Below are 25,061 nucleotides of genomic sequence, written 5' to 3'. Positions count from 1 at the left end.
GGGTGTTCCATCCGGCATCGGGAATGACCGACTGGGGGGGGCGCTCAGCAGACATAAGGAATTCAGGAGTTCCTTACATTCCCGCGTAAGTCGTTGATCCCGCTGTGGCTCACTCTTCAGTCGCTCTAGCAGTCAAATGGCAACATAATTTTCCCACGGCGCACAGTGGGAAAGGTTAGGTTTGTGAAGCAGGCAAAGGTGCTGAACGACGCGGAACTGAAGCGCGTGCTTACCATCGTCGGGCAGGGGAAGCACGCGGCGCGCAATCGAATTGCAGTGCTCCTGTCTCATTATGCGGGATTACGCGTGGGAGAGATTGCCACACTTCGTTGGTCCGATGTGTTGGGGGCCAATGGTGAGTTAAAGCAGCAGTTTTACCTCAAGGCAGAGAACACCAAATCCAACGAAGCCAGGCCTGTCCATCTCAGTAAGCGGCTTGCCAAAGAGTTGGCCGCATATCGCGACGGCTTGCGCAAGGAAGTCCGCAATGCGGACCCGCTGATCCCTTCGCAGAAGCGTGGGGCATTCTCAGCTAATAGCTTGTGCCAGCTTTTTGGTAGACTTTACGCGGAGGCCGGCATTGACGGTGCCACTTCCCATAGCGGCAGACGCTGGTTCATTACCCGATTGGCTCATTCCGGTGTCTCGCCCAAGGTTATCATGACTCTGGCTGGACATCGCAGCCTAGCCACCACCCAGCGATACATCGACGTGAATGATGAGATGATGGCCCGAGCTGTCGAGGTACTATAGCCAACGCTCGTGACGTTGCCCTTGACTTATTTGGTGTCGAAAGTGGCGCCCTGAAATACACGTTGCCAGCGAGCGTCTTTAGTGCAGTAGACTAGACCAGTCGTTGCAGCGTGATCAAGCCAAAGCTCGGCCTGATTAACCTGCAAACCTAAAGCATCGGCCACGGCCGATGTAGTCATCGGCGTTTCAAGCAAGGGTAAAATTAGCTCCATGAAGAGATTTGTGAAGGCGCCTTGAGTATTGTTTCTTACTTCTTGGGCTCCGGTTGACCGCTCATTTTCAGAGAATAAGGGTAGTGGATTTTTGGTGTTTACGCTGGTTTGGAGAAGCGACTGAACTGTGTTTCCCTTGGACAGCCAAGTGTCGCTAATTTCATTTAGACCCTCCCGTAGCAGCGCAACGTTGCCATCTCGCGCGTCGTTGCCAGTACGGACAAAAGCTGGGGCCCAGCGATATTTTAGGTTCTCAATCGCTCCGTTCCAAGTTCCGCCCTTTATATCGCTATCCGCGACGATGGTCGCATCTCCTGCGGTGTAAATGTAGCGATTACGCTCCATGGCTTGAGCAACCGTAAAGCGTGCGTCTGGCTCAACATGGGATAAGAGTAACAGCTTTCCACTGGAGATCGCCTGTCTGTTGCGCTTCGTCAAAACAGCTTTTGAAAGCGAGTCTGCTAGTATACCGATTACATCGCCACCTCGTTCTGACGCTCCGTCCATCGCAGCTCTATCTATTCCTCTTGCGTCTCCAGACACTGTAACGACGCCTTCAGCAGCGGCACGCTCCCCAATCCCCCGGGCGAACTCAAGGCCGGCATTAGTCGCGTCGCGGGATCCCACTACGCTGATAGTAGATCTTTCAAGCAGGGCAAGCTGCCCGGCGTAGTAGAGTATGGGATTGGATCCTCCTTTTAAAAGCGATTTAAAACGCGCCGGATAACTTGGATCTGCTCGACTGACGACTTGTATGCCGACTTGTCTCCACGAGTCGATTGCAAGTGCAAGTGCTGTGCCGCGAGATATTAGCTCCTTAATCCGTTCGGTATCTATCGAGAGGTCGTCTGGTATATTTTGGAAAAGATCCGAAGGCCGAAGTCCCTTCCGATGTAGAGCTTGAGCAACACGATTAAATTCTGTGCGTGTAAGAGGTTTGGCCTGTCCCTTTCCAAATCGCCCCACAAGTAGGAGCGTAGCTTGAGCATCAGGTGAAAGCATTGAGGTCGTCATTCTGCATCACTCGCAGATGCCAATGCTAGTGCAAGGGGAAAGACTTCTCCGCTGCCTGCTGACCGCAAAAGCGCTCCGACAACAGTCATCGACCATCGCGAGTCAACAATGTCATCAATGAGCAAAACTGCTCCGTCTTCAACCTCGTCTGGGTCGACTGCAAAGGCGCCATCCAGGTTGTGTGCCTGTTGCCAACTGTTCATCATCTTCCGTTGTCGCCGTGTTTCCTGAATCTTTGAAACGGCAGGTCTAAAAGGAATCCCGAGCGCGTCGGCTAGTCGTCTCGCAAAGTCAGGTACAAGTTCACGCGATCGGAGGGATGGAATACATGTTATCCATTGCGGACGGGGGGCTGGTTGCCAGCGATTGATCATTTCGACGCAAGCCCCCACAAGTTCATCTGAAAAGTGCGCAGCTTCTTTTCCCTCTTCAACCAGCGGCGACCAGCCGGCATCGCGCCAGATTGCCAAGGCCCGGCCCTCTTCGTTGCGCAGTTCCTGCCGGATATTGCCGCGCCAGCCATTGGCATCGAAGGCGCCCGACTTCCATTGCTTTCGTGGCTCAATCGCTACCTCGCTGAGCTTGATGAACCTTGCGGCAGCATTGGTCGCAGACCGTGTAAGCCTGATGCTAATAGGCGCCTCACCTAGGCAGGCTTGGCAACGTCCGCATGCTCCTGCATGCGGGTCATCGAGCTCACTGCTGAGAAATTCCATCAAACAGCCATCTGCATTTTGATATTCTTGAACGCGCCTCCATTCTAACTGCCTTTGAGCAGACAGCCTTTGAATACGCGCTCGGTCATCAACATACGGATGTGCTGTTCTGTACCAACGACTTCCCTGTTTGGCGACCGGAGGATTGTCGACAACCGCTAAGAGCTTGAGTACCTTGAGAAGCTGCCCTTGCCGAAGGTTCACGTGTTGAGAAAATTCGCCATTATTTAGGCCATTGTCCGCATCATCCAGTGCTTGCAGTACGTTCTCGACGTCTCTGGCTGGAGGAAATGCAGAGCCAATGAAATGACGGTTGATTTCGTCATCCTCCTCACCTGCCATCAATACGCCGAAGGCGTTATCTATACCCCGGCCCGCGCGACCCACCTGCTGATAATAGTGCACTATTGATTGTGGTGCCTGGAAATGAATGACAAAAGCGAGGTCAGGTTTATCGAAACCCATACCAAGAGCATTCGTAGATACTAGGACTTTGATTTCATTGTGCAGCAAACGTTGCTCAAGAGATTCCCTGCCATCAAAATCGTCGTCTGCCTCCAGAGCTCCATAGTATGCTTCTGCAACGATTCCCTGCTCTTGAAGCCAGGCAGCAACTGACTTCGCGTCTCGCACTGTAGAGGTATAAATGATGCCGCTACCCGCAATCTGTGGCAGCGCTGACGACAACCACGCCAGACGTGATGCTCGGTCAGGCAAATCCACGGTTTGCAGTGAAATTGTTTCGCGGGTGAGCGGACCGCGTTGCAAACTGGTGCTTGCACCAAGCTGAACTAGTACGTCCTGTACCACACGATCATTTGCCGTTGCGGTTGTTGCAAGTACCGCGACATTGGGCGGTAGGTCGCGGAGCAATCGATTAATGCGCTGATAGCTCGGCCTAAAATCATGGCCCCAATCCGAGATGCAATGAGCCTCATCAACAACAATGAATTCTATGTTTTCTGAGATCGGGAGCAGGCATTCATCCATAAATTGTGGATTTTCTAGTCTTTCTGGAGAGACCATGAGTACATCAATTTCGTTATCCCTGACTCGAGACATGATCTCGGCCCAATCGTCTGGGTTTGTACTATTGATCGTTTCTGCGGATAGGCCGTATTTTCGGGCGGTCTCAATCTGATTGCGCATTAGCGATAGCAAAGGAGAAATGATCAGAGTTGTGCCAGCCCCCTCATCGCGTAGAATTCGGGTGGAAAGGAAATAAACCATGCTTTTGCCCCAACCCGTGCGTTGGACGAGCAGAACCCGTTGGCGTTCATTTGCAATTGCATCAATGGCTTCCCACTGCCCTTCAACGAAATCCGCGTTCTGATTCTCGATAGCCTGTCTCAATAGTCTGCGAGCGTCATTCCGAGTGACCATAGGGATTTACTCCGATTTTCGCCCGTTGCCGCTACTTGGTTCACGGACATCATTAGATTGGCCGTGATTAGCCAAAGTTGGTTCGCCACACTGGCTGATGACGCCCATTTCGAATTTAGCTGATGTGTGAGGACGTTGCCACGTCATTGATCCGAGTTGGCGTATTCGTAGCCGCCCTCTAGCTGCTTTGCCATTTCGTCGGGCACTACGTCTGAGTAGTACATCTCGATCATGCGCACCGACGTCCGCATGTTGATGGCCAGCGTATAGATGTCCGTGCCCTTACGGATTTGGTTCGACGCATAGGTGTGGCGGAAACTGTACGCCGTGCGTTTGCGGCCAAAAGCATCCTCTTTCAACCCTGCTGTGCTCAGCAGCGCGTTTAGGCTGTTCTTTGTGCTCTGCATGCGCTGCCCGTCCAAGTTGCAGAATACAGGCGTCTGAGGCGTTGGCTCTTTCCCGTGCAAACGCTGGTACGCATCCCAAAGGTTGATGAAGCTACCGAAGGCCTCGACATTCGGCACTAGCTGTTTGGGCGCAAAGCCTTTGCCATAGGCCTCGATGCGAATGCGGCGTTGCTCGATGGACTTCATGCGTTCGTCGGCGAAACCCACAATGTTGGCCCAGTTCAGGTTGTGCAGCTCAGTCGGGCGCATCCCTGTATTCACGGCAATGTCGATGAAGCAGAACAGAACGAGTCGCTCATATTGAATTTTGGGCAGCTGAGCCATTTCCTGCACGCGCTGCTCGGCAAGCAAAAGCAGGGTGTTGATCTCCTTGCTAGAGAACGATGGACGCTTGTTTTTGGTCTCCTTACCCATTGCCAACTGGGGGATGGCATCACGTGAGATATGGCCATGACGAGCGGCGTATTTGAAAACCGCGCGTAGGGTGACGATTTCCCTGCGCATGGTGTTTGTCGTGGGCTCTACGTGAACCGCTGGCCGTGAAAATGTTCGGCCATCGCGCTCGTAGGTGATTGCCTTTAGCGCCTTGCCTGGACCGGTTGTCCAATAGGTGCGGCGCCAATCCAGATACTCATACAGCTTGGGCTCGTTCAACGAGACAACCGTTCGGTTGCCGAAGAATGGTGCCAGATACCGATCGATGACGCCCTTGTGGGCCTTGTAGGTGTCCCGCTGCTTTGGTGTGGTTCCCTCGCTTGGCTCGATCGATGCGAGAAAGGCCTTCACCAGTTTATCGAAGGACATTTTGCCCGGCAGGATATTGTGCTCAGCCTGCCAAACGGCTTTCTGATATTCGCCACCGGCTTTCGCTTCAGCAGCAGTTTTGTCAGGCGTCTTTAGCCCAATCCGAATCTGCCCCTGACCAGGCAATGAGAAGCGCATCCAGAAGTTGGCGCTGCCTTTGCGCAGGAACACCTCATAACGCTTCCTCGGATCGTCGCTCAAATCGTCACCACTCAGAAATTACTGTGGTGTGCTGCTGCGCTAGCTTTGTGCTAACCGGGCAAATCCCGCTTCGCTAAGTCATTGAAAACGTTGACGCCAAAACAGCTGTGTTAGCACTGTGCTAGCATATGGCGGCTTCGTCAGCGAACCAAATGATTTCGTAAGTCATTGATTTTGTTAGAATTTCTGGTGCTGCCGGACAGGATTGAACTGTCGGCCTCCCCCTTACCAAGGGGGTGCTCTACCACTGAGCTACGGCAGCATCTGGCGCGCTGGAGGATCGGTTGGATCGGGCGCGGCGACGTGGGCTCTACTGCCATAGGCCTTATCTCGACGCAAGGCCAAAAAGCGCTTAAACCCCCGACCGAGACAATCTGGATGCAATGCCCATGTCCAAATCCGATGAGGCCAAGCTGCGCGAGCTAAGATTAGCCGCAAAGCTTCGCGAAAACCTCAAGCGTCGCAAAGGCCAGGCGCGGGCCCGCGCGGATGCAGATGCGCAGGCGCCTACCGCGCCGAACCCACAGATTGGTCAAGACCACGATACTGGCAAGACATCGTAAACTATTTTCGGGCGAACTGTCCGGGATCGCCTCCCCCGCTTCGATTGCCCTTCGGGCATGACTCGGATACCAAGACCGGCTTTCACCGGCGCCTGGCGCGCCAGTCAAGATTTGGGCAGAACGCCCGTCATTTCAGGATACCGATAATGGATCGCATTCGTTTGGTTGGCGGCAATGAGCTTCGGGGCGAAATCCCCATCTCCGGCGCCAAGAATGCAGCACTGCCGCTGATGATCGCCTCATTGCTCACCGATGAGCCGCTGGTCCTGCAAAACGTGCCGCGCCTCGCCGATGTCAAGCAGCTCGAGCGGATTCTGGAAAACCACGGCGTCGATATTGCGGTGCACGGCCGCCGCCGCGGCGAGGACGATGGCGCCGGCCAGCGCATGACTTTCCATGCCGCCGATATCGTCGATACCACCGCGCCCTACGAGCTGGTCTCAGTGATGCGCGCCAGCTTCTGGGTTATTGGGCCGCTGCTGGCCCGCGCCCATGAAGCGCGCGTCTCGCTGCCCGGCGGCTGCGCCATCGGCACGCGCCCCGTCGATCTGTTCCTCTATGGCCTCAAGGAATTAGGCGCCCAGATCGAGATCGACGAGGGCTATGTTGTCGCCAAGGCGCCCAAGGGTGGCCTGATCGGCGCCCATATCGTGTTCCCAAAAGTCTCCGTCGGCGCCACGCACACGCTGCTGATGGCGGCCACGCTGGCCCGCGGCGTGACGGTTCTTGAGAACGTCGCTATGGAACCCGAAATCACCAATGTCGCCGAATGCCTCGTCGCCATGGGCGCCAAGATTTCCGGCATCGGCACCCGCATTCTCACCATCGAGGGTGTCGAGCGCCTGCATGGCGCCACTGTCGATGTGATCCCCGACCGCATCGAAACCGGCACCTTTGCCATGGCCGCCGCGATGACGGGTGGCGATGTGCTGCTGCGCGGCGCCCGCGCCGAGCATCTGCAGACGGCGCTTGATATTCTGGCTCGCACCGGGGTGGAACTGACCCAGGAGGCCAATGGCCTGCGCGTGCGTCGCAATGGCAATGGCATTCAGCCGGTCGATGTCGAAACCGATCCGTTCCCCGGTTTCCCCACCGATCTGCAGGCGCAGTTCATGGCGCTGATGACCATGTCGTCGGGCGTGTCCAGCATTCGCGAAACCATCTTCGAGAACCGCTACATGCACGTGGCCGAACTCGCCCGCTTCGGCGCCGATATCCGCGTCGAAGGCCAGGTCGCCACCGTCACCGGCAAGCCGACACTCAAGGGCGCCCAGGTCATGGCGACCGATTTGCGCGCCTCGGTGTCGCTGGTCATTGCCGGTCTCGCTGCGCATGGCGAAACCGTCGTCAACCGCATCTATCATCTGGATCGCGGCTTTGAGCGGCTGGAAGACAAGCTGAGCCGCTGCGGCGCCGAGATCGAGCGCGTCGCGGGATAACGCTGCGACCGGGCAGGGGCATCGATGTTGGTTTTGCCATTGATCGTCTTCGGGTTTTACCTGATCCCGATCCTGCTCATTTGGCAGGTGCCCCGGCCCCTGTTGCTGGCGGCGCTGGTGCTGACCGTCGTCGCGCCGGCCATCTGGCTGCTCGTCACGCTCATCGGTGACGGCAGCGCCGCCGCGCGGCTGGGCCTGCCTTGGTCCGTCCTGGTCTATCTGGCGTTGGCGATTGTAGCCGGCATCATCATGGGTCGTATTGCGCTGCCGATCGCGCACTGGTTCGCTCGGGTGCATCCACGCGGCGTGGTGCCCACCTGGATTGTTGCCATCGTTTTTCTGCCCGGCGTGGCGTTTTACCTGCTGATGGGCGCACAGGCCGGAACGCTGTTCAATCCGGCACCGTAGTCTTCCCTCGGCTTCCAGCCCTAGACTATCGGCTCCCACCGCACCGCCTTGCCTATGGCACGATGCCACCCCACCCACTCGGTGTCATACCGGCGCAGGCCGATATCCATCCCGAGCGGTCACCCCAGCCGCAATGTCGCCGTGACGGCCGCGCGATCTAGCGGCGTGATTGCGATCTCAAGATGGGCCCCGGCCTGCGCCGGGGTGACACGGTGGGGGTGTGGATGCTTTTGCGGTCCTCTTGTCCAACTAATCCCCATCCCCTCCACCTCGCGCTATCCTGCTCCCGATATCTCCACAATGGCTGCGGGTTCGCGACGAACGGCCGTGGGGAGTTTGGTGGGAGGGGAATGCGGTCGCGCAATCCCTGGGCCAGCGCGACGTTCGTCTCCTGAAATAGTGGAGGCCACGTTCGGGCGGCCAGAAACCCCATCGCATGCGGCGAGGCGTTGTCTCGCTTACTACCAAACCCATGAGGCACGTCCCGCCGCATGCCGCAGTCTTTCCAAAACCGCCCGGCAATCCCGTGCGGCGCTCCCCCACGCCCAAAATTGTCGAATCCGCCAGGATGTCCTACATATCCGTCATGCCCACAAAAAAACCTGCCCCCAGAACGCCCCGCACCTCCGGTCCCAAGCGTCCGCGCCAGCCCGCCGCCGGTGAACTGCCGACGCGCGAGCAATTGCTCGAAGCGCTCGCCAATACCGATGACATCAAGGGCAAGCGTGACCTCGCCAAGGTATTCGGCATTCGCGGCGATATGCGCCGGCCGTTCAAGGCCATGCTTGCCGAGCTGGAAGGCGAAGGCGTGATCACCCGCACGCGCAAAGCGCTGCGCCGCACTGCCGCCCTGCCCGCCGTTACCGTGCTCGATATCCCGACGGATGCCGATCCTGAAAACCTGCACGCCTATCCGGCGCAGTGGAACCCCGAGGAAGGCGATCCGCCGCGCGTCACGGTGCTGAGCGGCCGCGACGCCCGTGTCGTCCCCGGCCCCGGCGACCGCATTCTCGCGCGCATCGATGCCGGCGAGGCCGAGGTCCCGGTCTACACCGCCAAGGCAATGAAAATCCTCGACAAGCCGCGCCGCGGCCAGATCGGCATTGTCCGCCTCGACAATGAAGGCGCCCGCCTGATCCCGGTCGATCGCAAGCAGAAGGAAATGCGCATTCCGCTCGGCGACCTGCTGGATGCCAAGGAAGGCGACCTGGTGGAAGTCGAGGTCAAGCTGTCTGGCCGCCTGATGATTCCCCGCGCCAAGGTCACCGCCGTCATCGGCAATCCGATGTCCGAAGGTGCCATCAGCCTGATCGCCATCCACAATCTCGAAATTCCCTTCCGCTTTCCGCCAGCGGTGATCCGCGAATCGGAAGAAGCCAAGGAAGCCACGCTCAAGGGCCGTGAGGACTGGCGCGACCTGCCACTGGTCACCATCGACCCCTACGACGCCAAGGACCACGACGACGCGGTCTACGCCGAGCCGGACAAGGACGAAAAGAACCCTGGCGGCCATATCGTCTACGTCGCTATCGCCGACGTTGCCGCCTATATCCGCCCCGGCACCGCGCTCGATCGCGAAGCCTATCTGCGCGGCAATTCGGTCTATTTCCCCGACCGCGTCGTCCCCATGCTGCCCGAGCGCATCTCCAATGACCTGTGCTCGCTCAAGGAAGGCGAGGCCCGCGCCTCGCTGGCTGTGCGCATGGTGTTCGACAAGAGCGGCCACAAGCTCAGCCACACGTTCCATCGCGTCCTGATGCGCTCGGCCGCCAAGCTGAGCTACCAGCAGGCCCAGGCGGCCATCGATGGCCGGCCCGACGACAAGACCGGCCCGATCCTCGAACCCATCCTCAAGCCGCTCTACGCTGCCTATGCGGCCATGGCGAAGGCCCGCGACCAGCGCGGCCCGCTCGATCTCGACCTGCCAGAGCGGAAAATCATCCTCGACGACAAGGGCATGGTGAAGGACATCCGCGTTCCCGAACGCCTTGATGCCCATCGCCTGATCGAAGAAATGATGATCGCCGCCAACGTCGCCGCCGCGCAGACGCTGGAGCAAAAGAAATCGCCCCTGCTCTACCGCGTCCACGACGTGCCCAGCTCCGAAAAACTGATGGCTTTGCGCGACTTCCTCGGCTCGCTCGATATCTCGGTGAAAAAATCCGACGCCGTCCGCGCCAGCGATTTCAACGGCATCCTCGCCCAGGCCCGCAAGGCCGGCAATGTCGAGCAGGTCTCCGAAATGGTGCTGCGCAGCCAGGCCCAGGCCGAATATTCCGCCGACAATTACGGCCATTTCGGCCTCAACCTCGAGCGCTACGCCCACTTCACCTCGCCCATCCGCCGCTATGCCGATCTCATCGTGCATCGCGCGCTGGTCAAGGCCATGGGCTTCGGTGACGATGGCCTCAGCGATAATGAGGGGCTCAAGCTCCCCGGCATCGCACAACATATCTCGGCCACAGAGCGCCGTGCCATGCTCGCCGAACGCGAAACCGCCGACCGGCTTTTGGCACAGTTCCTCGCCGGCCAGATCGGCGCCCGTTTCGAGGGCCGCATTTCCGGCGTGACGCGCTCGGGCCTGTTCATCCGCCTGCGCGACACCGGCGCCGACGGCTTCATCCCCGCCTCTACCCTGGGCCAGGATTACTACCGCTTCGAGCAGGAGCAGCAGGCCATGATCGGCGACCGCACCGGGGAGAAATTCACCCTCGGCGACAACGTCACCGTGCGCCTCCTGGAAGCAGCCCCCGTTGCCGGTGCCCTACGATTCGAATTGCTCTCGGAAGGCGTCCGCGGCAATCCGTCATCTGCTAAACGCAGCGGAAAGCGCCCATCTAACAGTTACGGCCCCAAGGGTCGCAGGAAGAGGTGACGCGATGGGTGTGCAGGTCAAGACCATGGAAGATCGCAAGGTCGGCCAGGCGATGTGGCGCGGTGCGCTGTGCAAATGTCCGAACTGCGGCCAGGGCCATATGTTACGCGCCTACTTGAAAGTCGCCGATAGTTGCGACGTTTGTGGCGAAGAACTTTTCCATCACCGCGCCGATGATTTCCCGCCCTACATCGCCATCATGATCGTCGGCCACCTGCTGGTTGGCCTGATGCTGCATATGGAAATGACCTGGCACATGAACCCGGCGGTCTATCTCTACACCCTGGTCCCGCTTGCCATCGTCCTGCCGCTCGCCATCCTGCCCTCGATCAAGGGCGCTATCGTGGGCATGCAATGGGCCGCGCGCATGCACGGCTTCGATCCCGCCCACCGGGACTAAACTTGCTTCACCTCTCCCTTTGGGGGAGAGGTCGACCCTCTTGGGTCGGGTGAGGGGGCCTTCCCCAAACTCCGCACCCGGTAAAGGCCCCCTCACCCGGCGCTGTGCGCCGACCTCTCCCCCGAAGGGAGAGGTGAGAAGGGTCCAGCCCACCCTTGACAATCCGCGGCAAATCCGTAGGTTGCGCCCAAATTCAAGCGTTGCCCCGTGCAGCGCCTTTTGTTCTGTTAGGATTCACAAATGGCCAAAGCCGCTTCCGTCAAGATCAAGCTCGTGTCGACGGCTGATACTGGCTTCTACTATGTTACCAAAAAGAACGCCCGCACCCAGACCGAGAAGCTTTCGTACAAGAAGTATGATCCGGTTGTGCGCAAGCATGTTGAATTCAAGGAAGCCAAGATCAAGTAATCCACGCCTGATCAAGTTGCCGTAAAATAAAAAGCCCCGCATCATCGATGCGGGGCTTTTTCGTGCTCTGTGACGTGAGCTTTGGAGTGCAGTTAACAAAAAACCACAACGTCGTGGCAAAATTTAGATGGCTCGGTTTTGGCACGGAAACTTCGTTGAGATTCGCGTCAGGCGGAGTCGAAAATGGTGATGTCCGAGAACCGGCGGAGCGTACGTTGGTACGTGAGCACCGGAAGCGCAGGACATTGCCATTTGCAGACCTGCATGGCGCGAATATCGATGAAGTTTAGTGGCTGGTCCGGAGCGGCATGTCGAAGAGGCCACTCTGTCCGCGTCCGGACCAACCGCCCTACGGACCCAAGCGTTGCGGCGGACTTGGGTGGATCGTAGGGAACTGTGAGCGAAACCACGTAGATGACTGCGGCCCGCTGTTGAGGCGAACCTACGCCACCGCAGCAAAAACTCAAGCAATACCAGACCTTTCGGCTCGGCAATGCTTTGTTAAGTATAAGAGATAACCCTAACGCGGCGGAATTGACTTATGAATCAAGCCGCATCGAACACAACGCGGTTCCGGCCTTCGCGCTTGGCACGATACAGCGCCACGTCCGCCCGCTTGATCAGTGTCTCGGGCGTATCGGCCAGGCTCTCCTGCAGCGTCACACCCACCGATACGGTGACGGTCAGCGGCCGAGCCGTGCCCACTTCGAAGCCGCGATCCGCCACCGCTTCCCGCACGCGCTCGGCGACGGCTTCGGCCTGGCCGAAATCGGTATCGGGCATCAACACCACGAATTCCTCGCCGCCAAACCGACAGGCGAGGTCGACGCCACGGATATTGCGCTTCAACCGCAGGGAAAATTCCTTGAGCACCGCATCGCCGATATCGTGGCCATGCGTGTCGTTGACGCTCTTGAAGTGATCGATATCAAGCAACATCACCGCCATGTCGCGCTCTTGCGCCTGCGCCTTGCCCAGCATCACGCCGAGATGCCGGTCGAAATAACGCCGATTATAGAGCCCCGTCATGTCGTCGGTGACCGCCAGCGCCATGGTGTTGCTGACGCTCTGGCGCAGTTCCAGCGCATAGCGCTGCCGCCGGATTTGCGTGCGCACCCGGGCCGCCAACTCGTTGCGCTCTACCGGCCGCGAAATGAAATCGTTGACCCCAAGGTCCAGCGCCCGGACCACGCGCGGCTTGTCGCCCTCGTCGGCCATCAGGATGATCGGCAGCGTGCGCGTATGCTCCAGCGTACGGATTTGCGAACACACCCGCAGCGGGTCGAAATCGTCCAGCGCCATCGACACCAGCGCCAGCTCATACTGCGCACCGGTCACCTGGAATACCGCATCGGCTGGCTGGGTCAGCACGTCGACCTTGTGGTCGCCCAGATAGCCCTTAATCCGCTCCGCATGGCGCGCATCGGTATCGATGATCAGGATCGAGCCACCCGTGGTGGTGATCTGGTCCATCACCCGCATCGCATCTTCGATGGCGATCTGCTGGCCGGTCAGTGCCCGCGCCCGCAACTCGTCGGTCAGCGACTTCAGCCGCACCAGGCTCTTGACGCGCGCCATGAGCTGCATGTCGTCGACCGGCTTGGTCAAAAAGTCGTCTGCGCCCACCTCCAGGCCCTTGACCCGATCCGAAGGCTGGTCGAGCGCCGTGATCATCAGTACCGGAACGTGATGGGTCTTTGGATTGGCCTTCATCCGCCGGCAGACTTCGAAGCCGTCCATATCCGGCATCATCACGTCCAGCAGCACAATATCGACGTCGGAATTATTGCAGATTTCCAGCGCCTGCGGCCCCGACGAGGCGGTGACCACTTCATAATATTCGGCCGTCAGCCGCGCTTCCAGCAGCCGCACATTGGTCGGAATGTCATCGACGATCAGTACACGTGCGGTCACTGCAGAGCCCCGGAAATACAGCCAGGGCCCGTAGCGTCCACCACAGGCGTCCAGCTTACCTTAAGGGGCCGTTTCTGGGCCTCTTAAGCGGGACCAATGTAGCGGGCAATAGTTTCCAAAAAGTGAGGCACGGAGATCGGTTTACTGATGTAACCCTCGCAACCGCCTTGCAAAATGCGTTCCTCGTCGCCCTTCATCGCAAACGCGGTGACGGCGATAACCGGAATGTGAGCCAGCTCGTCATCGTCCTTGAGCCATTTGGTCACCACCAGCCCAGAAACCTCCGGCAGTTGGATGTCCATCAGGATCAGATCGGGCCGATGCGCGCGCGCCAGATCCAGAGCCTCCATGCCATTGCGGGTCTGGATCACTGCATAGCCACGCGATTCGAGCAGATCGTTGAAGAGCTTCATGTTGAGCTCGTTGTCTTCCACGATCATGACTGTCTTGGGCATTCGTCCTCGCTTGCGCTTATCAGCGCTGGCAGCACTTCGTTTTGCCGCCTATCTCGGGTAACATTGAATCTCTTTACAAAACACCAAATGAGCCTGCCGGTGCCCATCCAGAAGTCCGTCTCGATCGATGCAACGCAACTGGCTGAACTTTGCCTCGGCTACCTGGCCGAAAACAGCGACGAACTGCTGCGCTTCATGGACTTTGTCGGTTACGATCCCGCTTCGCTTCGACTTTCCGTCGGGTCCACCCAACTGAATTCTGGTCTCATCGACTACTTTGCCTCAAACGAATCGATTCTGCTCGCTCTGTGCGCAAATGCCGGGATCACCCCCGAACAATTCATGCGCGTCTGGGCCAAGCTGAACCCGGCGGGATGACTTATGAGTGCGCCCTGGCTCTGCCGCGATTGCCTGGAGAGCGGCCACACTGCCGCCGCCCCGGCGCGCTGCCCGACCTGCGGCTCCCCACGCATCCGCAGCCATGACGAGCTGTTCTCGCTCTCCATCGCCCATGTCGATTGTGACGCCTTCTACGCCTCCGTCGAGAAGCGCGACGACCCCAGCCTGCGCGACAAGCCGCTGATCATCGGCGGCGGCACGCGCGGCGTCGTCTCCACCTGCTGCTATATCGCGCGACAGTCCGGCGTCCGCTCCGCCATGCCTATGTTCCAGGCCCGCAAGCTGTGCCCCGATGCCGTCATCATCAAGCCCAACATGGCCAAATATGTCGAGGTCAGCCGCCAGATTCGCACCTATATGGATGCGCTAACGCCCTTGGTCCAGCCCATCTCGATCGATGAGGCCTTCCTCGACCTCACCGGCACCCAGGCCCTCCACAAGGCCCCGGCCGCCGTGGTGCTCGCGCGCTTTGCCAAGGCGATCGCCAACGACATCGGCGTCACCATTTCGGTAGGCCTAAGCCACAACAAATTCCTCGCCAAGCTGGCCTCCGATCTCGACAAACCACGCGGCTTTGCTGTCATCGGGGCCGCCGAAACCCTCGGCTTTCTCGCCCCCAAGCCCATCAGCATGATATACGGCGTTGGCAAGGTGTTCACCGAAACCCTGCGCAAGGATGGTCTCGTCACCATTGGCCAACTCCAGGAGGAGCCGCCGGAAAACCTGATGCGCCGCTATGGCGAGATGGGTGCCCGCCTCGCCCGCCTGTCGCGCGGCCAGGATAGCCGCAAGATTTCCAGCGAAGGCGAGATGAAAACCGTCTCGTCCGAAACCACGTTCAACAGCGATATCAGTTCGCTCGAAGCCCTTTCCACCGAACTGCTGCAAGTCACCGAGCGCCTGTCCGAACGCCTCAAAGCCAAGAACATCGTCGGCGACACGGTGACGCTGAAGCTCAAATCTGCCGGTTTTCGCTTGCGCACCCGCGCCCGCCACCTGATGATCCCCACGCAATTGGCCAATGTCATCTACGAGGCCGGACTGCAATTGCTGGCCCGCGAGATCGACGGCACCGCTTTCCGGCTGATTGGAATCGGCGTTTCGGGTATCGATACTGCCGACGGCACCGATCCGGCCGATCTGCTGGAGCCGGCAATCGCCCGCAAGGCGGCGGCCGAACGCGCCATGGATCGCGTTCGCACCCGGTTCGGGCGTGACGCGGTGGTGCGCGGCAAGCTATACAAGCTCAAGCCGGTGCTCGATCCGGCCGAGGCCGATACCAGTCCGGAACACGCTTTAGACGTGTCCGACCCCGACCAAACGCAAGGTAAGACGCGATGACCAGCCCGATCGAAAAGCTCCGCCAATACGGCTACGAACTCCCCGCTCCCCGCCCTCCCGTCGCCAGCTACGTGCCGGTCACCCGCGCTGGCAACATCGTTTATGTCTCCGGCCAGATCTCCAGCAGCGAAGCCGGCGTCATCACCGGCCGTCTCGGCGACAACATGAATGTGGTCCAAGGCGGCAATGCCGCCGAACTGTGCGCCGTCAACATCCTGGCCCAGGTCGTCCACATCGGCGGCTTCCGCCTCGAAGACATCAAGCAAGTGCTCAAGCTGACGGTCCTCGTAGCGTCCGACCCCGAATTCTTCGAGCAGCACCTAGTCGCCAACGGCGCCTCCAACCTCCTGGTCGGCGTCCTCGGCGACAAAGGCAAACACGCCCGCGCCGCGTTTGGTGTTGTGGCCTTGCCGTTCGGCGCTGCGGTTGAGATCGACGCGGTCTTCGAGGTCGAAGGTTAGAAAGCGACTGAGCTCTCCGTATTCCTCTCCCCATCGGGGAGAGGGTGCCCGAGCGAAGCGGAGGGCGGGTGACGGGGAATCTCCAGCCAAACTCAGACCGAAAAATCATCACTGGCGGCGAGCACCCCCTCATCCGGCGCTGCGCGCCATCTTCTCCCCGATGGGGAGAAGAATAGAAAGTCCGGCGACTGATCGTCGTTCTGCCCTGTAACACACCCGTCACATTCCCCTGCCACTCCAGACCCTTCCCACACCGATGAGGTCCCATATGACCACCGCTCTTTTCCCCCGCCCCATCGCCCATCGCGGCCTGCACAATCGCGCCGCCGGCATCATCGAAAACAGCGCCGCCGCCTTCGAAGCCGCCATTGCCGGCAATTTCGCCATCGAATGCGACCTGCAACTGACCAGCGACGGCGTCCCCGTCGTCTTCCACGATGACGAGCTCGAACGCCTCACCGGCAAGACCGGCCCGGTCTCGGCCATTTCCAGCGCCGAACTCACCAGCACGCCCCTGCTCGGCAGTGCCGCCGGCAATTGCCCACAGCGCTTCACCGATTTCCTGTCCCAGGTCGGCGGCCGCACCTTGCTGCAGATCGAGCTCAAATATCAGCGCGACGTCGCCGGCACCCAACTCCTCGCCCGCGCCGCCGCCGAACTGCTGAAATCCTACGAGGGCCTGGTCACCGTCGAATCCTTCGATCCGAACCTCTTGACCCAGATCCGCCAGTTCGGCTTCACCGGCCCGCGCGGCATCATCACCTATGATTACGAGCCCAATGAGTGGGACGCTCACCTCACCACCGACCAGCGCTACACCCTGCGCCACCTGCTGCACTGGCACGAAACCCAGTTCGATTTCATCTCCTGCGACAAGGATGCGCTCGAACTGCCCGCAATCAAGTTCTGGCGAGCGCTCGGCAAACCCGTGACCGCCTGGACCATTCGCAGTAAGGTTGAAGCCCTTGCGGCTGCTCCCTACATTGACCAGATTGTTTTCGAAGGGTTCGATCCCGAACTTGCCAGATAATTCCTATACGGCCACTATCCATAACTCGACCGCGGCCATCCCCGCCGCGGTCTGGAACAGCCTCGTGCCGTCCACCAATGGTAAGCCGGACAACCCCTTCCTGGACCACGCCTTTTTCCTCGCCCTTGAGCAATCCGGCTGCGCCACCGGCAAAACCGGCTGGCAACCCCAGCACATCACCATCGACGATGCCGACGGCAAGCCGATCGGTCTGATGCCGCTATTCCTCAAATCTCATTCCATGGGCGAATACGTCTTCGACCACGGCTGGGCCAATGCCTTAGAGCGCGCGGGCGGCTCCTATTACCCCAAGCTGCAATGCTCGGTGCCGTTCACGCCGGCCACCGCGCCCAAGCTGCTGGTGCCCTCGGGCGATGCCGCTATCGAAGCCGCCCTGCTCGCCGCCGCACAGCAACTGGCCATCCAGCGCGATGCCTCCTCGGTCCACGCCACCTTCGTGCCCGAAGCCGAAGCCGACCTCATCGAGTCGGACGGCTGGCTCAAGCGCGTCGATACCCAGTTCCACTGGCACAATGAGGGTTTTGCGACCTTCGACGATTTCCTCGAAACCCTCTCCTCGCGCAAACGCAAGACCATCCGCCGCGAGCGGCGCGACGCGCTGGCCGATGGCCTCACCATCAAATGGCTGACCGGGAGCGACCTGATGGAGCACCATTGGGACGCCTTCTACGATTTTTACGAGGACACCGGCGCCCGCAAATGGGGCCGCCCCTACCTCAATCGCAAATTCTTTTCCTTGCTCAACCAGACCATGGCCGACCGCATCGTCTTGATGCTGGCCTATGACGGCGACACCCCCATCGCCGGCGCCATCAACTTCCTCGGCTCGGATCGCATTTTCGGCCGCAACTGGGGCGCAATCCGCGAAGTCCCGTTCCTGCATTTCGAGCTGTGCTATTATCAGGCCATCGATTTCGCCATCCAGCACAAGCTTCAGGTCGTCGAAGCCGGCGCCCAGGGCGAACACAAGCTCGCCCGCGGCTACGCCCCCGCCAGCACCTACTCCGTCCACTGGATCGCCCATCCCGGCCTACGCGCCGCCGTCGCCGATTTCCTCGAACAGGAACGCGCCTCGGTCGAACACCAGCAGGAAATGCTGGATCAATACACGCCGTTCCGGAAGGGCGAACGGACGGACAAGTAGCGGCGCGGCACTATCGCCCCTTCCCTCCGCCCTCCAACGGCCTTATCTAAATTCCATGATCTGGGACATAATCGCGTTCGCGCTCCAAGCATTTTTAGCCTTCGTTGTCTCGACGGCGCTGTTCGATGCCCTGCATTGGGTTCTCCACCGTTGGGAGACCTCGCGCTTCCAACTGCTACGCACGTTCTCGTCCTGGCATTGGGTGCACCACAAGTTCCTCGGCCTCGATATGCAGATCAACCCGGCCTATGCGCGGGCCAATATCTGGTTCCATATCCTGCCCGAATACCTAACCTCGATCCTCGGCACGCTGATCTTCCTGACTATTTTCCCGTGGCCGCCCATCGTGGTGGTGGTCGTCGTCCGCACCGTGATGCTGGGCATGACCCTCAAGGAAGAAGGCCTCGACTACAACCACATGTCGATGTCCCGCGTTGGAGGCCAGCAGGGCCTGCTCTGGGTGGATAACAACTACCACGCCATGCACCACGTCTATCCGCACAACTTCTTCTCGTCCTTCAGCAACATCTTCGACCTGATCGCCGGCACTTCATGCCAGATCAAGGGCCGCCACTTCCTCATCACCGGCGCCAGCGGCGCCTTCGGCTCCGCCATGGTCGACCGCCTGACCAGGGCCGGCGGCATTGTCGAAACCGCCAAATCCGGCACTGACTTCTCCCCCGGCAACTCCGCCGCCATGCGCGAAAAACTCGAGCGCGCCGACGTCCTGATCCTCGCCCACGGCGCCAAGACCGACGACGCCTGGAACGCCAACTACGTCACCTTCGCCGACCTGATCGACCTGTTCACCGACCTCGGCAAAACCCGCCTTGCCCCGCCCGAAGTGTGGGCCCTGGGCTCCGAAGTCGAGTTCCACGGCGATATGGGCATGGCCGAGCTCAAGGATTATTCCGCCTCCAAGCGCGCCTTTGCCCTCCGCGCCCGCGATTACTATCGCTCCGACGCCCTGCTCTATCGCCACATCGTCCCTTCCTCCTTCACCTCCCCCATGGGCAAAGGCGCCATGAGCGCCGGCACGGCCGTCTCCATCGCCCTGTTCTTCATCCGTCGCGGCTTCAAATACGCCCCCGTCACCCTCACCGGCCTGGCTCTCCTCAACTACTTCCGCTTCCGCTATTTCCAGAAGCCCGCCGCTGACGAATTGAAACCAGCCGAATAGGCGCATCCTCACTCCGCGAGAGAGAATCATGACCTACGACCCCTCCAACATCTTCGCCAAAATCATCCGCGGAGAAATTCCGGCCCATAAGGTCTACGAGGACGCCACCGCTCTCGTCATGATGGACATTTTTCCCCAGTCCCGCGGCCACCTGCTGATCATCCCCAAGACCGCCTCCCGCAACTTGCTCGATGCTGATCCTGCGACCCTCTCGGCCATCATGCCGCTGGTCCAGCGCGTCGCAAAAGCTCTCCTCGCCGTCACCGCTGCCGATGGAATCCGCTTCGCCCAGTCCAACGAAGCCGCCGCAGGCCAGAGCGTCTTCCACCTGCATTTTCATCTGATCCCGTCCTATGACGGCCAAACCCTTGCCCCCCACGCTGGCGGCAAGGGTGACGATGCCGAACTTGCCGCCCTCGCCAAGACTATCGCGGCGCACCTGGGCTAAGTTTGCAGCCGACCAATGAACTGGTTGCCAGGTCGCCGATTTGGCTAAACACTCTTTCCAGCGCTCCAAGGCGCCAAGCAATGGGATGGTGCAACAATGTTCAAAGCCTTGATACCCGCCATGATGGCAATTGGTTTGACGGTGAGTTCCGTGCAGGCACAGACGACAGAAGAGACGATCAACTACCCCGTCGATGGCCTTAGTATCGTCGGCACCCTTTCCGTTCCCGCCGGCCACCCGGCGCCGGTTATCCTGCTCCTGCATGGCTTCGGCGGCAGCCGCGACGAACTGGAAATACCCTCGGTCAAGGAAGGCATCTACACCCGCACCGCCCGCCTGCTGGCTGACGCCGGCTATGCCAGCCTGCGCATCGATTTCCCGGGCTCGGGCGATAGCGGCGGCGAATTCGCCGACATGACCTATTCCGGCCAGATCGCCGCCGCGACCGCCGCGCTCGATTTCCTCAAGGCCGACCCACGCGTCAATAGCAGCAAGATCGCCGTGATCGGCTGGAGCCAGGGCGGCCTCGTCGCCAGCGCCATTGCCGGCCGCACCGGCACTCCACTCGCAACCGCCCTCTGGGCCGCCGTCGGCGAGCCCGAGGTGACCTTTGCCAAGCTGCTCGGCGCCGACAAGATCGCCGCCGGCCTCAAGACCGGCGCGACACCGCTCGAACTGCCCATGCCCTGGGGGTTCTCGCTCTACCTCAAGCAACCCTATTTCGAGGAAATCGCCACCACCCACCCGCTCGAAGAAATCGCGGCCTATAAGGGCCCGCTCTTTGTCGCCGAGGGACTGAATGACGAGGCAATCCCGGTCGGCACCGGCGAAAAATTCATCGCCGCCCATGACGGCCCGGAGGAACTGTGGATTCGCCCCATGGACCACGGCTTCAATACTGCCACCGGCGTCCAAACCCTGGACGAAATGGTCGCTGCCACCGTGGCCTTCTTCAAACCCTATCTGTGACGCACGAGGCCGGGAGCGATCCCGGCCTCACCCTCCTGCCCCATCGGACCCCGCGTGACCCCCGCCCCCAAGCTCAGCCTCGGCCTCCTGCTCACCGCTGCCGCGGGGTTCATCGACGCCATCGGCTTCATAAAATTGGGCGGCTTCTACACCTCGTTCATGAGCGGCAATACCACCCAGCTTGGCGATGCGCTCGTCAATGGCGTCTGGTCGGTGGCGCTACTGACGGCGTCGCTGGTGCTGCTGTTCTTCCTCGGCAGCTTCGCTGGCTCGGCGCTGGCGCTCACCAGCCGCCACTGGGGCCCGGTCCTCACCCTTGCCTTGGTGCTGCTCGCCCTCGTCACCGCGCTCTCGCTTACGCTGGCTGGCTATCCCGCCTCGCAGGCCATGCTGGCGCTTGCCATCGCCGCCGGCGCGCAGAATGCCGTACTGCTCTCGGAAGGCTCGGTGCGCCTCGGCGCTACCTTCGTCACCGGCACCTTGTTCGTCGCCGGCCAGGATCTGGCCCGCGCCTTGCGCCATGAGGCTCCGCCCTGGCGCTGGGCGCAGCACCTGTTGGTCTGGGCGTCGCTGCTCGCCGGGGCCGCCTTTGGCGCACTTGGCTATCGCACTCTGGACATTTATGCGCTGGCTTTGCCCTTGGCAGTCTATACCGCGTTCCTGCTTGGCTTTGCGCTGCTGGGGCCGCGCGCCGCCAAACTCTGACCTCACGCTCCACAGTTGAACTTTTTGCCTGCCGCCGGCTTATCTCCTCACCACGTCGCACGAGGAGATGACCATGACCGAACCAGTCTACGATGACGAGCGATCGCCGAAAGGCGACCATAATCGCCGTATCGCCCTCGGCTTCAGCCTTGAGGAATTCGCCGCCGAGGCCGGGCTGATCCCCGAGGCCCTGCGCGAATACGAAACCACCGGGCCAGATGACGATTTCAACCTCGCTGTCGCCCACCAGGTTGGTGTGACCCTGGACCGGCTAGAGGCGCTTGCCGAACAGCCGGAAACCAACCCACCGACGTTCATCTAGAAGCACCACGACGCGCATTAGGCCTTAGGCACTGAACCACTTCACTTCCTTCCCGCGGGCTTGACCCGCGGGCCGCTCTCAACACGGTGCAAGCGGCCAGAGGCCGCGGATCAAGTCCTCGGGAAGAAGAAGGAAAGAACGGTAGGTGAGGATGCATAGGGCTAGGCACGAGCCTTAAATCCCAAAAACAAAAGGCCGGGATCGCTCCCGGCCTTCCGCATTCTCTCCAAGCTTGCGCTTAGTTGTCTTTTTCGACAGTCGCCTTGCTCTTCTTCGGGCGCGGCAGGGCCTTCGGCTTGGCTGGACGCGGCGGCACTGCCACCAGTTCCAGCTTGGCCTCGGAGCCTTCGCCGACAACGGCAACCGTTACCGAACCACCGTTCACTAGCTCGCCAAACAACACCTGCTCTGCCAGTGGCTTCTTGACGTATTCCTGGATCACTCGGCCCAGTGGGCGGGCGCCCATGCGTTCGTCATAGCCGTGCTCGGCCAGCCAATCGGCAGCTTCCGGCGTCAGGTTGATGGTCACGCCACGCTCGGCCAACTGGCCTTCAAGCTGCAGCACGAACTTCTCGACCACGCGACGCACAACTTCGCGCGGCAGCGGAGCGAACGAGATGATCGCATCCAGACGATTGCGAAACTCCGGCGTGAACAGGCGGTTAATCGCCTCTTCGTCGTCGCCCTGCTCGCGCTTGCGGCCGAACCCGATCGGGCTCTTCTGCAAGTCCATGGCCCCGGCATTGGAGGTCATGATCAGGATGACATTGCGGAAATCCACCTGCTTGCCGTTGTGGTCGGTCAGCTTGCCGTGATCCATCACCTGCAACAGGATGTTGTAGAGATCCGGATGCGCCTTCTCGATTTCATCGAGCAGCACCACGCAATGCGGATGCTGGTCCACGCCATCGGTCAGCAAGCCACCTTGGTCGAACCCGACATAGCCCGGAGGCGCGCCGATCAGGCGCGACACGGTATGCCGCTCCATATATTCGGACATGTCGAACCGCAGCAGTTCCACACCGAGCGTATCGGCGAGTTGCTTGGCGACTTCGGTCTTGCCGACACCGGTCGGGCCGGTGAAGAGGTACGAGCCAATTGGCTTTTCCGGTTCGCGCAGGCCAGCACGCGCCAGCTTGATCGCTGATGCCAGCGAGGTTATCGCCACGTCCTGCCCGAACACCACGGTGCGCAAGTTGGATTCGAGACTCCGCAGCATCTCGGAATCCGACTTGGACACCGATTTTGGCGGAATGCGAGCAATCGTGGCGATGGTCGCTTCGATGTCCTCAACGTCGATGACCTTCTTGCGGTCCTCTGCCTTGAGCAGCATCTGGCTGGCGCCGGTCTCGTCGAGCACGTCGATGGCCTTGTCCGGCAGCTTGCGGTCGTTGATGTAACGCGCCGAAAGCTCGACAGCGGCGGTCAATGCTTCGTCGGTGTACTTGATCTTGTGGAACTCTTCGAAATAAGGACGAAGGCCCTTCACGATCTCGATCGCATCCGGGATCGACGGCTCATTGACGTCGATCTTCTGGAAGCGACGCACCAGCGCCCGATCCTTCTCGAAGAACTGGCGATATTCCTTATAGGTGGTCGAGCCGATGCAACGGATCGCGCCGCTCGCCAATGCCGGCTTGAGCAGGTTCGAAGCATCGAGCGCGCCGCCGGAGGTCGCGCCCGCACCGATCATGGTGTGGATTTCGTCGATGAACAGCACGGAATTGGGGAGCTTTTCCAGCTCCTTCATCACCGCCTTGAGGCGTTCCTCGAAGTCGCCGCGATAACGGGTGCCGGCCAGCAGCGAGCCCATATCGAGCGAATAGATCACCGCTTCCTTGAGCACTTCGGGCACGTCGCCTTCGACGATCTTGCGCGCAAGACCCTCGGCGATAGCCGTCTTACCGACGCCAGCGTCACCCACATAGATCGGGTTGTTCTTGGAACGGCGGCACAGAATCTGGATGGTCCGCCGCAGTTCGGCATCGCGGCCGATCAGCGGGTCGATCTTGCCGGCTCGCGCCTTGGCATTGAGATCGACGCAGAAATCGGCCAAAGCCGAGCTCTTGGCGTTCTCGCCGCGGCCACTTCCGCCTTCGCCATTGCCTTCACTGCCGTCCTCGGCTCCGCGCACTTTGCGTTCCTCGCTGGCACCCGATTTGGTAATGCCGTGGCTGATGAAATTGACCGCGTCCAGCCGGCTCATGTCCTGCTGTTCGAGGAAGTATGCAGCATGGCTCTCGCGCTCGGCGAAAATAGCGACGAGCACATTGGCGCCCGTCACTTCTTCGCGGCCCGAGGATTGGACATGGATGACAGCGCGCTGGATCACGCGCTGGAACGCGGCGGTCGGCCGCGCGTCCTGGCCATTGGCCACGATCAGGCTGTCCAGCTCTTCATTGATGAAATCTTCAAGATCGCTCTTGAGCGCATCGACATCGACATCGCAACCGGTGAGCACCGCAATGGTCTCCCGGTCGTCGGTGAGGGCGAGCAGCAGGTGCTCGAGGGTTGCGAACTCATGGTTGCGCTCACGCGCCAGGTTCATCGCCTGATGCAGAGCCTTTTCAAGTCCGCGAGAAAATGAGGGCATCTGATGTTCCTATTGCTTTTCCATCACGCATTGCAGCGGATGCTGGTTTTTGCGTGCAGTATCCATGACGCGCGTCACCTTGGTTTCGGCGACCTCGTATGGAAAGACGCCGCATTCACCCACCCCCTTTTGGTGAACGTGCATCATGATCTGCATGGCCTCTTCACGCGATTTGTTGAAGACGTCCTGCAGGACCAGAACGACGAATTCCATCGGCGTGTAATCGTCGTTCAGCAGCAGCACTCGATACAGGTTCGGCCGCTTGGTCTTGGTCCGCGTTTTGGTCGCGGTTCCGGTTTCGGTGCCGCCCACTCCGCCCCCGCCAGCGCCCTTGCCGCCGTCGTCGTCCTTCGGCCCAGCCCAGGCGGGAACCGCGGACAACCGCAGGGCGGCGTCCACTTCGGGATTCTGGGCGAAAAGGCTTGATGGCGTCATGGCAATACATCTGTCGTGGGAGAAACGAAGCAGCGTGGTGGACCCATTATGTAGGCAAAAT

24 protein-coding genes and 1 tRNA gene are annotated in these 25,061 nt (G+C 60.2%); 17 read left to right on the top strand and 8 right to left on the bottom strand.

Annotation, left to right across the window (positions count from 1 at the left end):
- The first annotated feature begins 183 nt into the window (after positions 1 to 183).
- Positions 184 to 753: a site-specific integrase gene (locus JWP26_RS04390; RefSeq protein WP_299724025.1), complete on the top strand. Its 570-nt coding sequence runs from the start codon at positions 184 to 186 to the stop codon at positions 751 to 753.
- A 26-nt stretch (positions 754 to 779) separates the two neighbouring features.
- Here the strand turns inward: JWP26_RS04390 and JWP26_RS04385 are convergent, their stop codons facing one another.
- The 4 genes from JWP26_RS04385 to JWP26_RS04370 form a co-directional block, all read right to left on the bottom strand.
- On the bottom strand, positions 780 to 1,979 hold the full coding sequence (locus JWP26_RS04385) for a DNA-processing protein DprA (protein WP_299724022.1): 1,200 nt from the start codon (positions 1,977 to 1,979) through the stop codon (positions 780 to 782).
- Positions 1,976 to 4,078, bottom strand: a complete 2,103-nt coding sequence (locus JWP26_RS04380; RefSeq protein WP_299724019.1) for a RecQ family ATP-dependent DNA helicase — start codon at positions 4,076 to 4,078, stop codon at positions 1,976 to 1,978. The genes JWP26_RS04385 and JWP26_RS04380 overlap by 4 nt, the downstream gene beginning before the upstream one ends.
- 143 nt (positions 4,079 to 4,221) lie before the next feature.
- Positions 4,222 to 5,490, bottom strand: coding sequence for a site-specific integrase (locus JWP26_RS04375; RefSeq protein ID WP_299724016.1), 1,269 nt, complete (start codon positions 5,488 to 5,490; stop codon positions 4,222 to 4,224).
- A gap of 187 nt (positions 5,491 to 5,677) precedes the next feature.
- Positions 5,678 to 5,752: transfer RNA gene (locus JWP26_RS04370), tRNA-Thr, on the bottom strand.
- 127 nt (positions 5,753 to 5,879) lie between these two features.
- On the opposite strand from JWP26_RS04370, the gene JWP26_RS04365 reads away from it, so the two are divergent.
- The 6 genes from JWP26_RS04365 (at position 5,880) to rpmG (ending at position 11,583) form a co-directional block, all read left to right on the top strand.
- On the top strand, positions 5,880 to 6,053 hold the full coding sequence (locus tag JWP26_RS04365) for a hypothetical protein (protein WP_299724013.1): 174 nt from the start codon (positions 5,880 to 5,882) through the stop codon (positions 6,051 to 6,053).
- Positions 6,054 to 6,199: 146 nt separating this feature from the next.
- Complete coding sequence (murA, locus tag JWP26_RS04360; RefSeq protein ID WP_299724010.1) at positions 6,200 to 7,492, top strand: UDP-N-acetylglucosamine 1-carboxyvinyltransferase; 1,293 nt, start codon at positions 6,200 to 6,202, stop codon at positions 7,490 to 7,492.
- Between the two features lie 24 nt (positions 7,493 to 7,516).
- Positions 7,517 to 7,900, top strand: coding sequence for a hypothetical protein (locus tag JWP26_RS04355; RefSeq protein WP_299724007.1), 384 nt, complete (start codon positions 7,517 to 7,519; stop codon positions 7,898 to 7,900).
- 586 nt (positions 7,901 to 8,486) lie between these two features.
- Positions 8,487 to 10,775: a ribonuclease R gene (gene rnr, locus JWP26_RS04350; RefSeq protein ID WP_299724004.1), complete on the top strand. Its 2,289-nt coding sequence runs from the start codon at positions 8,487 to 8,489 to the stop codon at positions 10,773 to 10,775.
- Positions 10,776 to 10,779: 4 nt separating this feature from the next.
- Positions 10,780 to 11,175 carry a DUF983 domain-containing protein gene (locus JWP26_RS04345; protein ID WP_299724002.1) on the top strand — a complete coding sequence of 132 codons (396 nt, stop codon included), beginning with the start codon at positions 10,780 to 10,782 and terminating at the stop codon, positions 11,173 to 11,175.
- 240 nt (positions 11,176 to 11,415) lie between these two features.
- Positions 11,416 to 11,583 carry a 50S ribosomal protein L33 gene (gene rpmG, locus JWP26_RS04340; RefSeq protein WP_299723999.1) on the top strand — a complete coding sequence of 56 codons (168 nt, stop codon included), beginning with the start codon at positions 11,416 to 11,418 and terminating at the stop codon, positions 11,581 to 11,583.
- A gap of 546 nt (positions 11,584 to 12,129) precedes the next feature.
- Here rpmG and JWP26_RS04335 read toward each other — a convergent pair.
- Complete coding sequence (locus JWP26_RS04335) at positions 12,130 to 13,497, bottom strand: PleD family two-component system response regulator (RefSeq protein WP_299723996.1); 1,368 nt, start codon at positions 13,495 to 13,497, stop codon at positions 12,130 to 12,132.
- A gap of 83 nt (positions 13,498 to 13,580) precedes the next feature.
- A complete protein-coding gene (locus JWP26_RS04330; protein WP_299723993.1) occupies positions 13,581 to 13,952 on the bottom strand; it encodes a response regulator in 372 nt (123 codons plus the stop codon).
- 87 nt (positions 13,953 to 14,039) lie between these two features.
- Here JWP26_RS04330 and JWP26_RS04325 point away from each other — a divergent pair, with 87 nt between their 5' ends.
- From JWP26_RS04325 to JWP26_RS04280, 10 genes are all read left to right on the top strand, one after another.
- A complete protein-coding gene (locus tag JWP26_RS04325; RefSeq protein WP_299723991.1) occupies positions 14,040 to 14,330 on the top strand; it encodes a DUF3572 family protein in 291 nt (96 codons plus the stop codon).
- Positions 14,331 to 14,333: 3 nt separating this feature from the next.
- The gene (locus JWP26_RS04320; protein ID WP_299723989.1) at positions 14,334 to 15,692 is read left to right on the top strand and encodes a DNA polymerase IV; all 1,359 of its coding nucleotides are present in this window, start codon (positions 14,334 to 14,336) and stop codon (positions 15,690 to 15,692) included.
- Positions 15,689 to 16,153: a RidA family protein gene (locus JWP26_RS04315; RefSeq protein ID WP_299723987.1), complete on the top strand. Its 465-nt coding sequence runs from the start codon at positions 15,689 to 15,691 to the stop codon at positions 16,151 to 16,153. The genes JWP26_RS04320 and JWP26_RS04315 overlap by 4 nt, the downstream gene beginning before the upstream one ends.
- A gap of 268 nt (positions 16,154 to 16,421) precedes the next feature.
- Positions 16,422 to 17,183 carry a glycerophosphodiester phosphodiesterase family protein gene (locus tag JWP26_RS04310; protein WP_299723985.1) on the top strand — a complete coding sequence of 254 codons (762 nt, stop codon included), beginning with the start codon at positions 16,422 to 16,424 and terminating at the stop codon, positions 17,181 to 17,183.
- 37 nt (positions 17,184 to 17,220) lie between these two features.
- Complete coding sequence (locus tag JWP26_RS04305) at positions 17,221 to 18,348, top strand: GNAT family N-acetyltransferase (RefSeq protein ID WP_299724243.1); 1,128 nt, start codon at positions 17,221 to 17,223, stop codon at positions 18,346 to 18,348.
- A 55-nt stretch (positions 18,349 to 18,403) separates the two neighbouring features.
- Positions 18,404 to 19,528 carry a hypothetical protein gene (locus JWP26_RS04300; protein WP_299723983.1) on the top strand — a complete coding sequence of 375 codons (1,125 nt, stop codon included), beginning with the start codon at positions 18,404 to 18,406 and terminating at the stop codon, positions 19,526 to 19,528.
- Positions 19,529 to 19,556: 28 nt separating this feature from the next.
- Positions 19,557 to 19,976 carry an HIT family protein gene (locus JWP26_RS04295; RefSeq protein WP_299723981.1) on the top strand — a complete coding sequence of 140 codons (420 nt, stop codon included), beginning with the start codon at positions 19,557 to 19,559 and terminating at the stop codon, positions 19,974 to 19,976.
- Positions 19,977 to 20,072: 96 nt separating this feature from the next.
- Positions 20,073 to 20,945 carry an alpha/beta fold hydrolase gene (locus tag JWP26_RS04290; protein ID WP_299723979.1) on the top strand — a complete coding sequence of 291 codons (873 nt, stop codon included), beginning with the start codon at positions 20,073 to 20,075 and terminating at the stop codon, positions 20,943 to 20,945.
- Between the two features lie 54 nt (positions 20,946 to 20,999).
- Positions 21,000 to 21,650 carry a YoaK family protein gene (locus tag JWP26_RS04285; protein ID WP_299723977.1) on the top strand — a complete coding sequence of 217 codons (651 nt, stop codon included), beginning with the start codon at positions 21,000 to 21,002 and terminating at the stop codon, positions 21,648 to 21,650.
- Between the two features lie 73 nt (positions 21,651 to 21,723).
- Positions 21,724 to 21,972 (top strand): helix-turn-helix transcriptional regulator, encoded by a 249-nt coding sequence (locus JWP26_RS04280; RefSeq protein ID WP_299723975.1) that lies wholly within the window; start codon positions 21,724 to 21,726, stop codon positions 21,970 to 21,972.
- A gap of 238 nt (positions 21,973 to 22,210) precedes the next feature.
- Here JWP26_RS04280 and clpA read toward each other — a convergent pair whose 3' ends face one another.
- Positions 22,211 to 24,565, bottom strand: a complete 2,355-nt coding sequence (gene clpA, locus JWP26_RS04275) for an ATP-dependent Clp protease ATP-binding subunit ClpA (RefSeq protein WP_299723973.1) — start codon at positions 24,563 to 24,565, stop codon at positions 22,211 to 22,213.
- Positions 24,566 to 24,574: 9 nt separating this feature from the next.
- Positions 24,575 to 25,000: an ATP-dependent Clp protease adapter ClpS gene (gene clpS / locus JWP26_RS04270; RefSeq protein WP_367184064.1), complete on the bottom strand. Its 426-nt coding sequence runs from the start codon at positions 24,998 to 25,000 to the stop codon at positions 24,575 to 24,577.
- Positions 25,001 to 25,061: the final 61 nt, after the last annotated feature.

The sequence above is a fragment of the Devosia sp. genome (assembly GCF_028290435.1).
In the GTDB taxonomy this organism is placed as follows: Bacteria; Pseudomonadota; Alphaproteobacteria; order Rhizobiales; family Devosiaceae; genus Devosia.
Note: the sequence above shows the minus strand (reverse complement) of the source record. Positions and strands in the feature narration are given on the sequence as shown.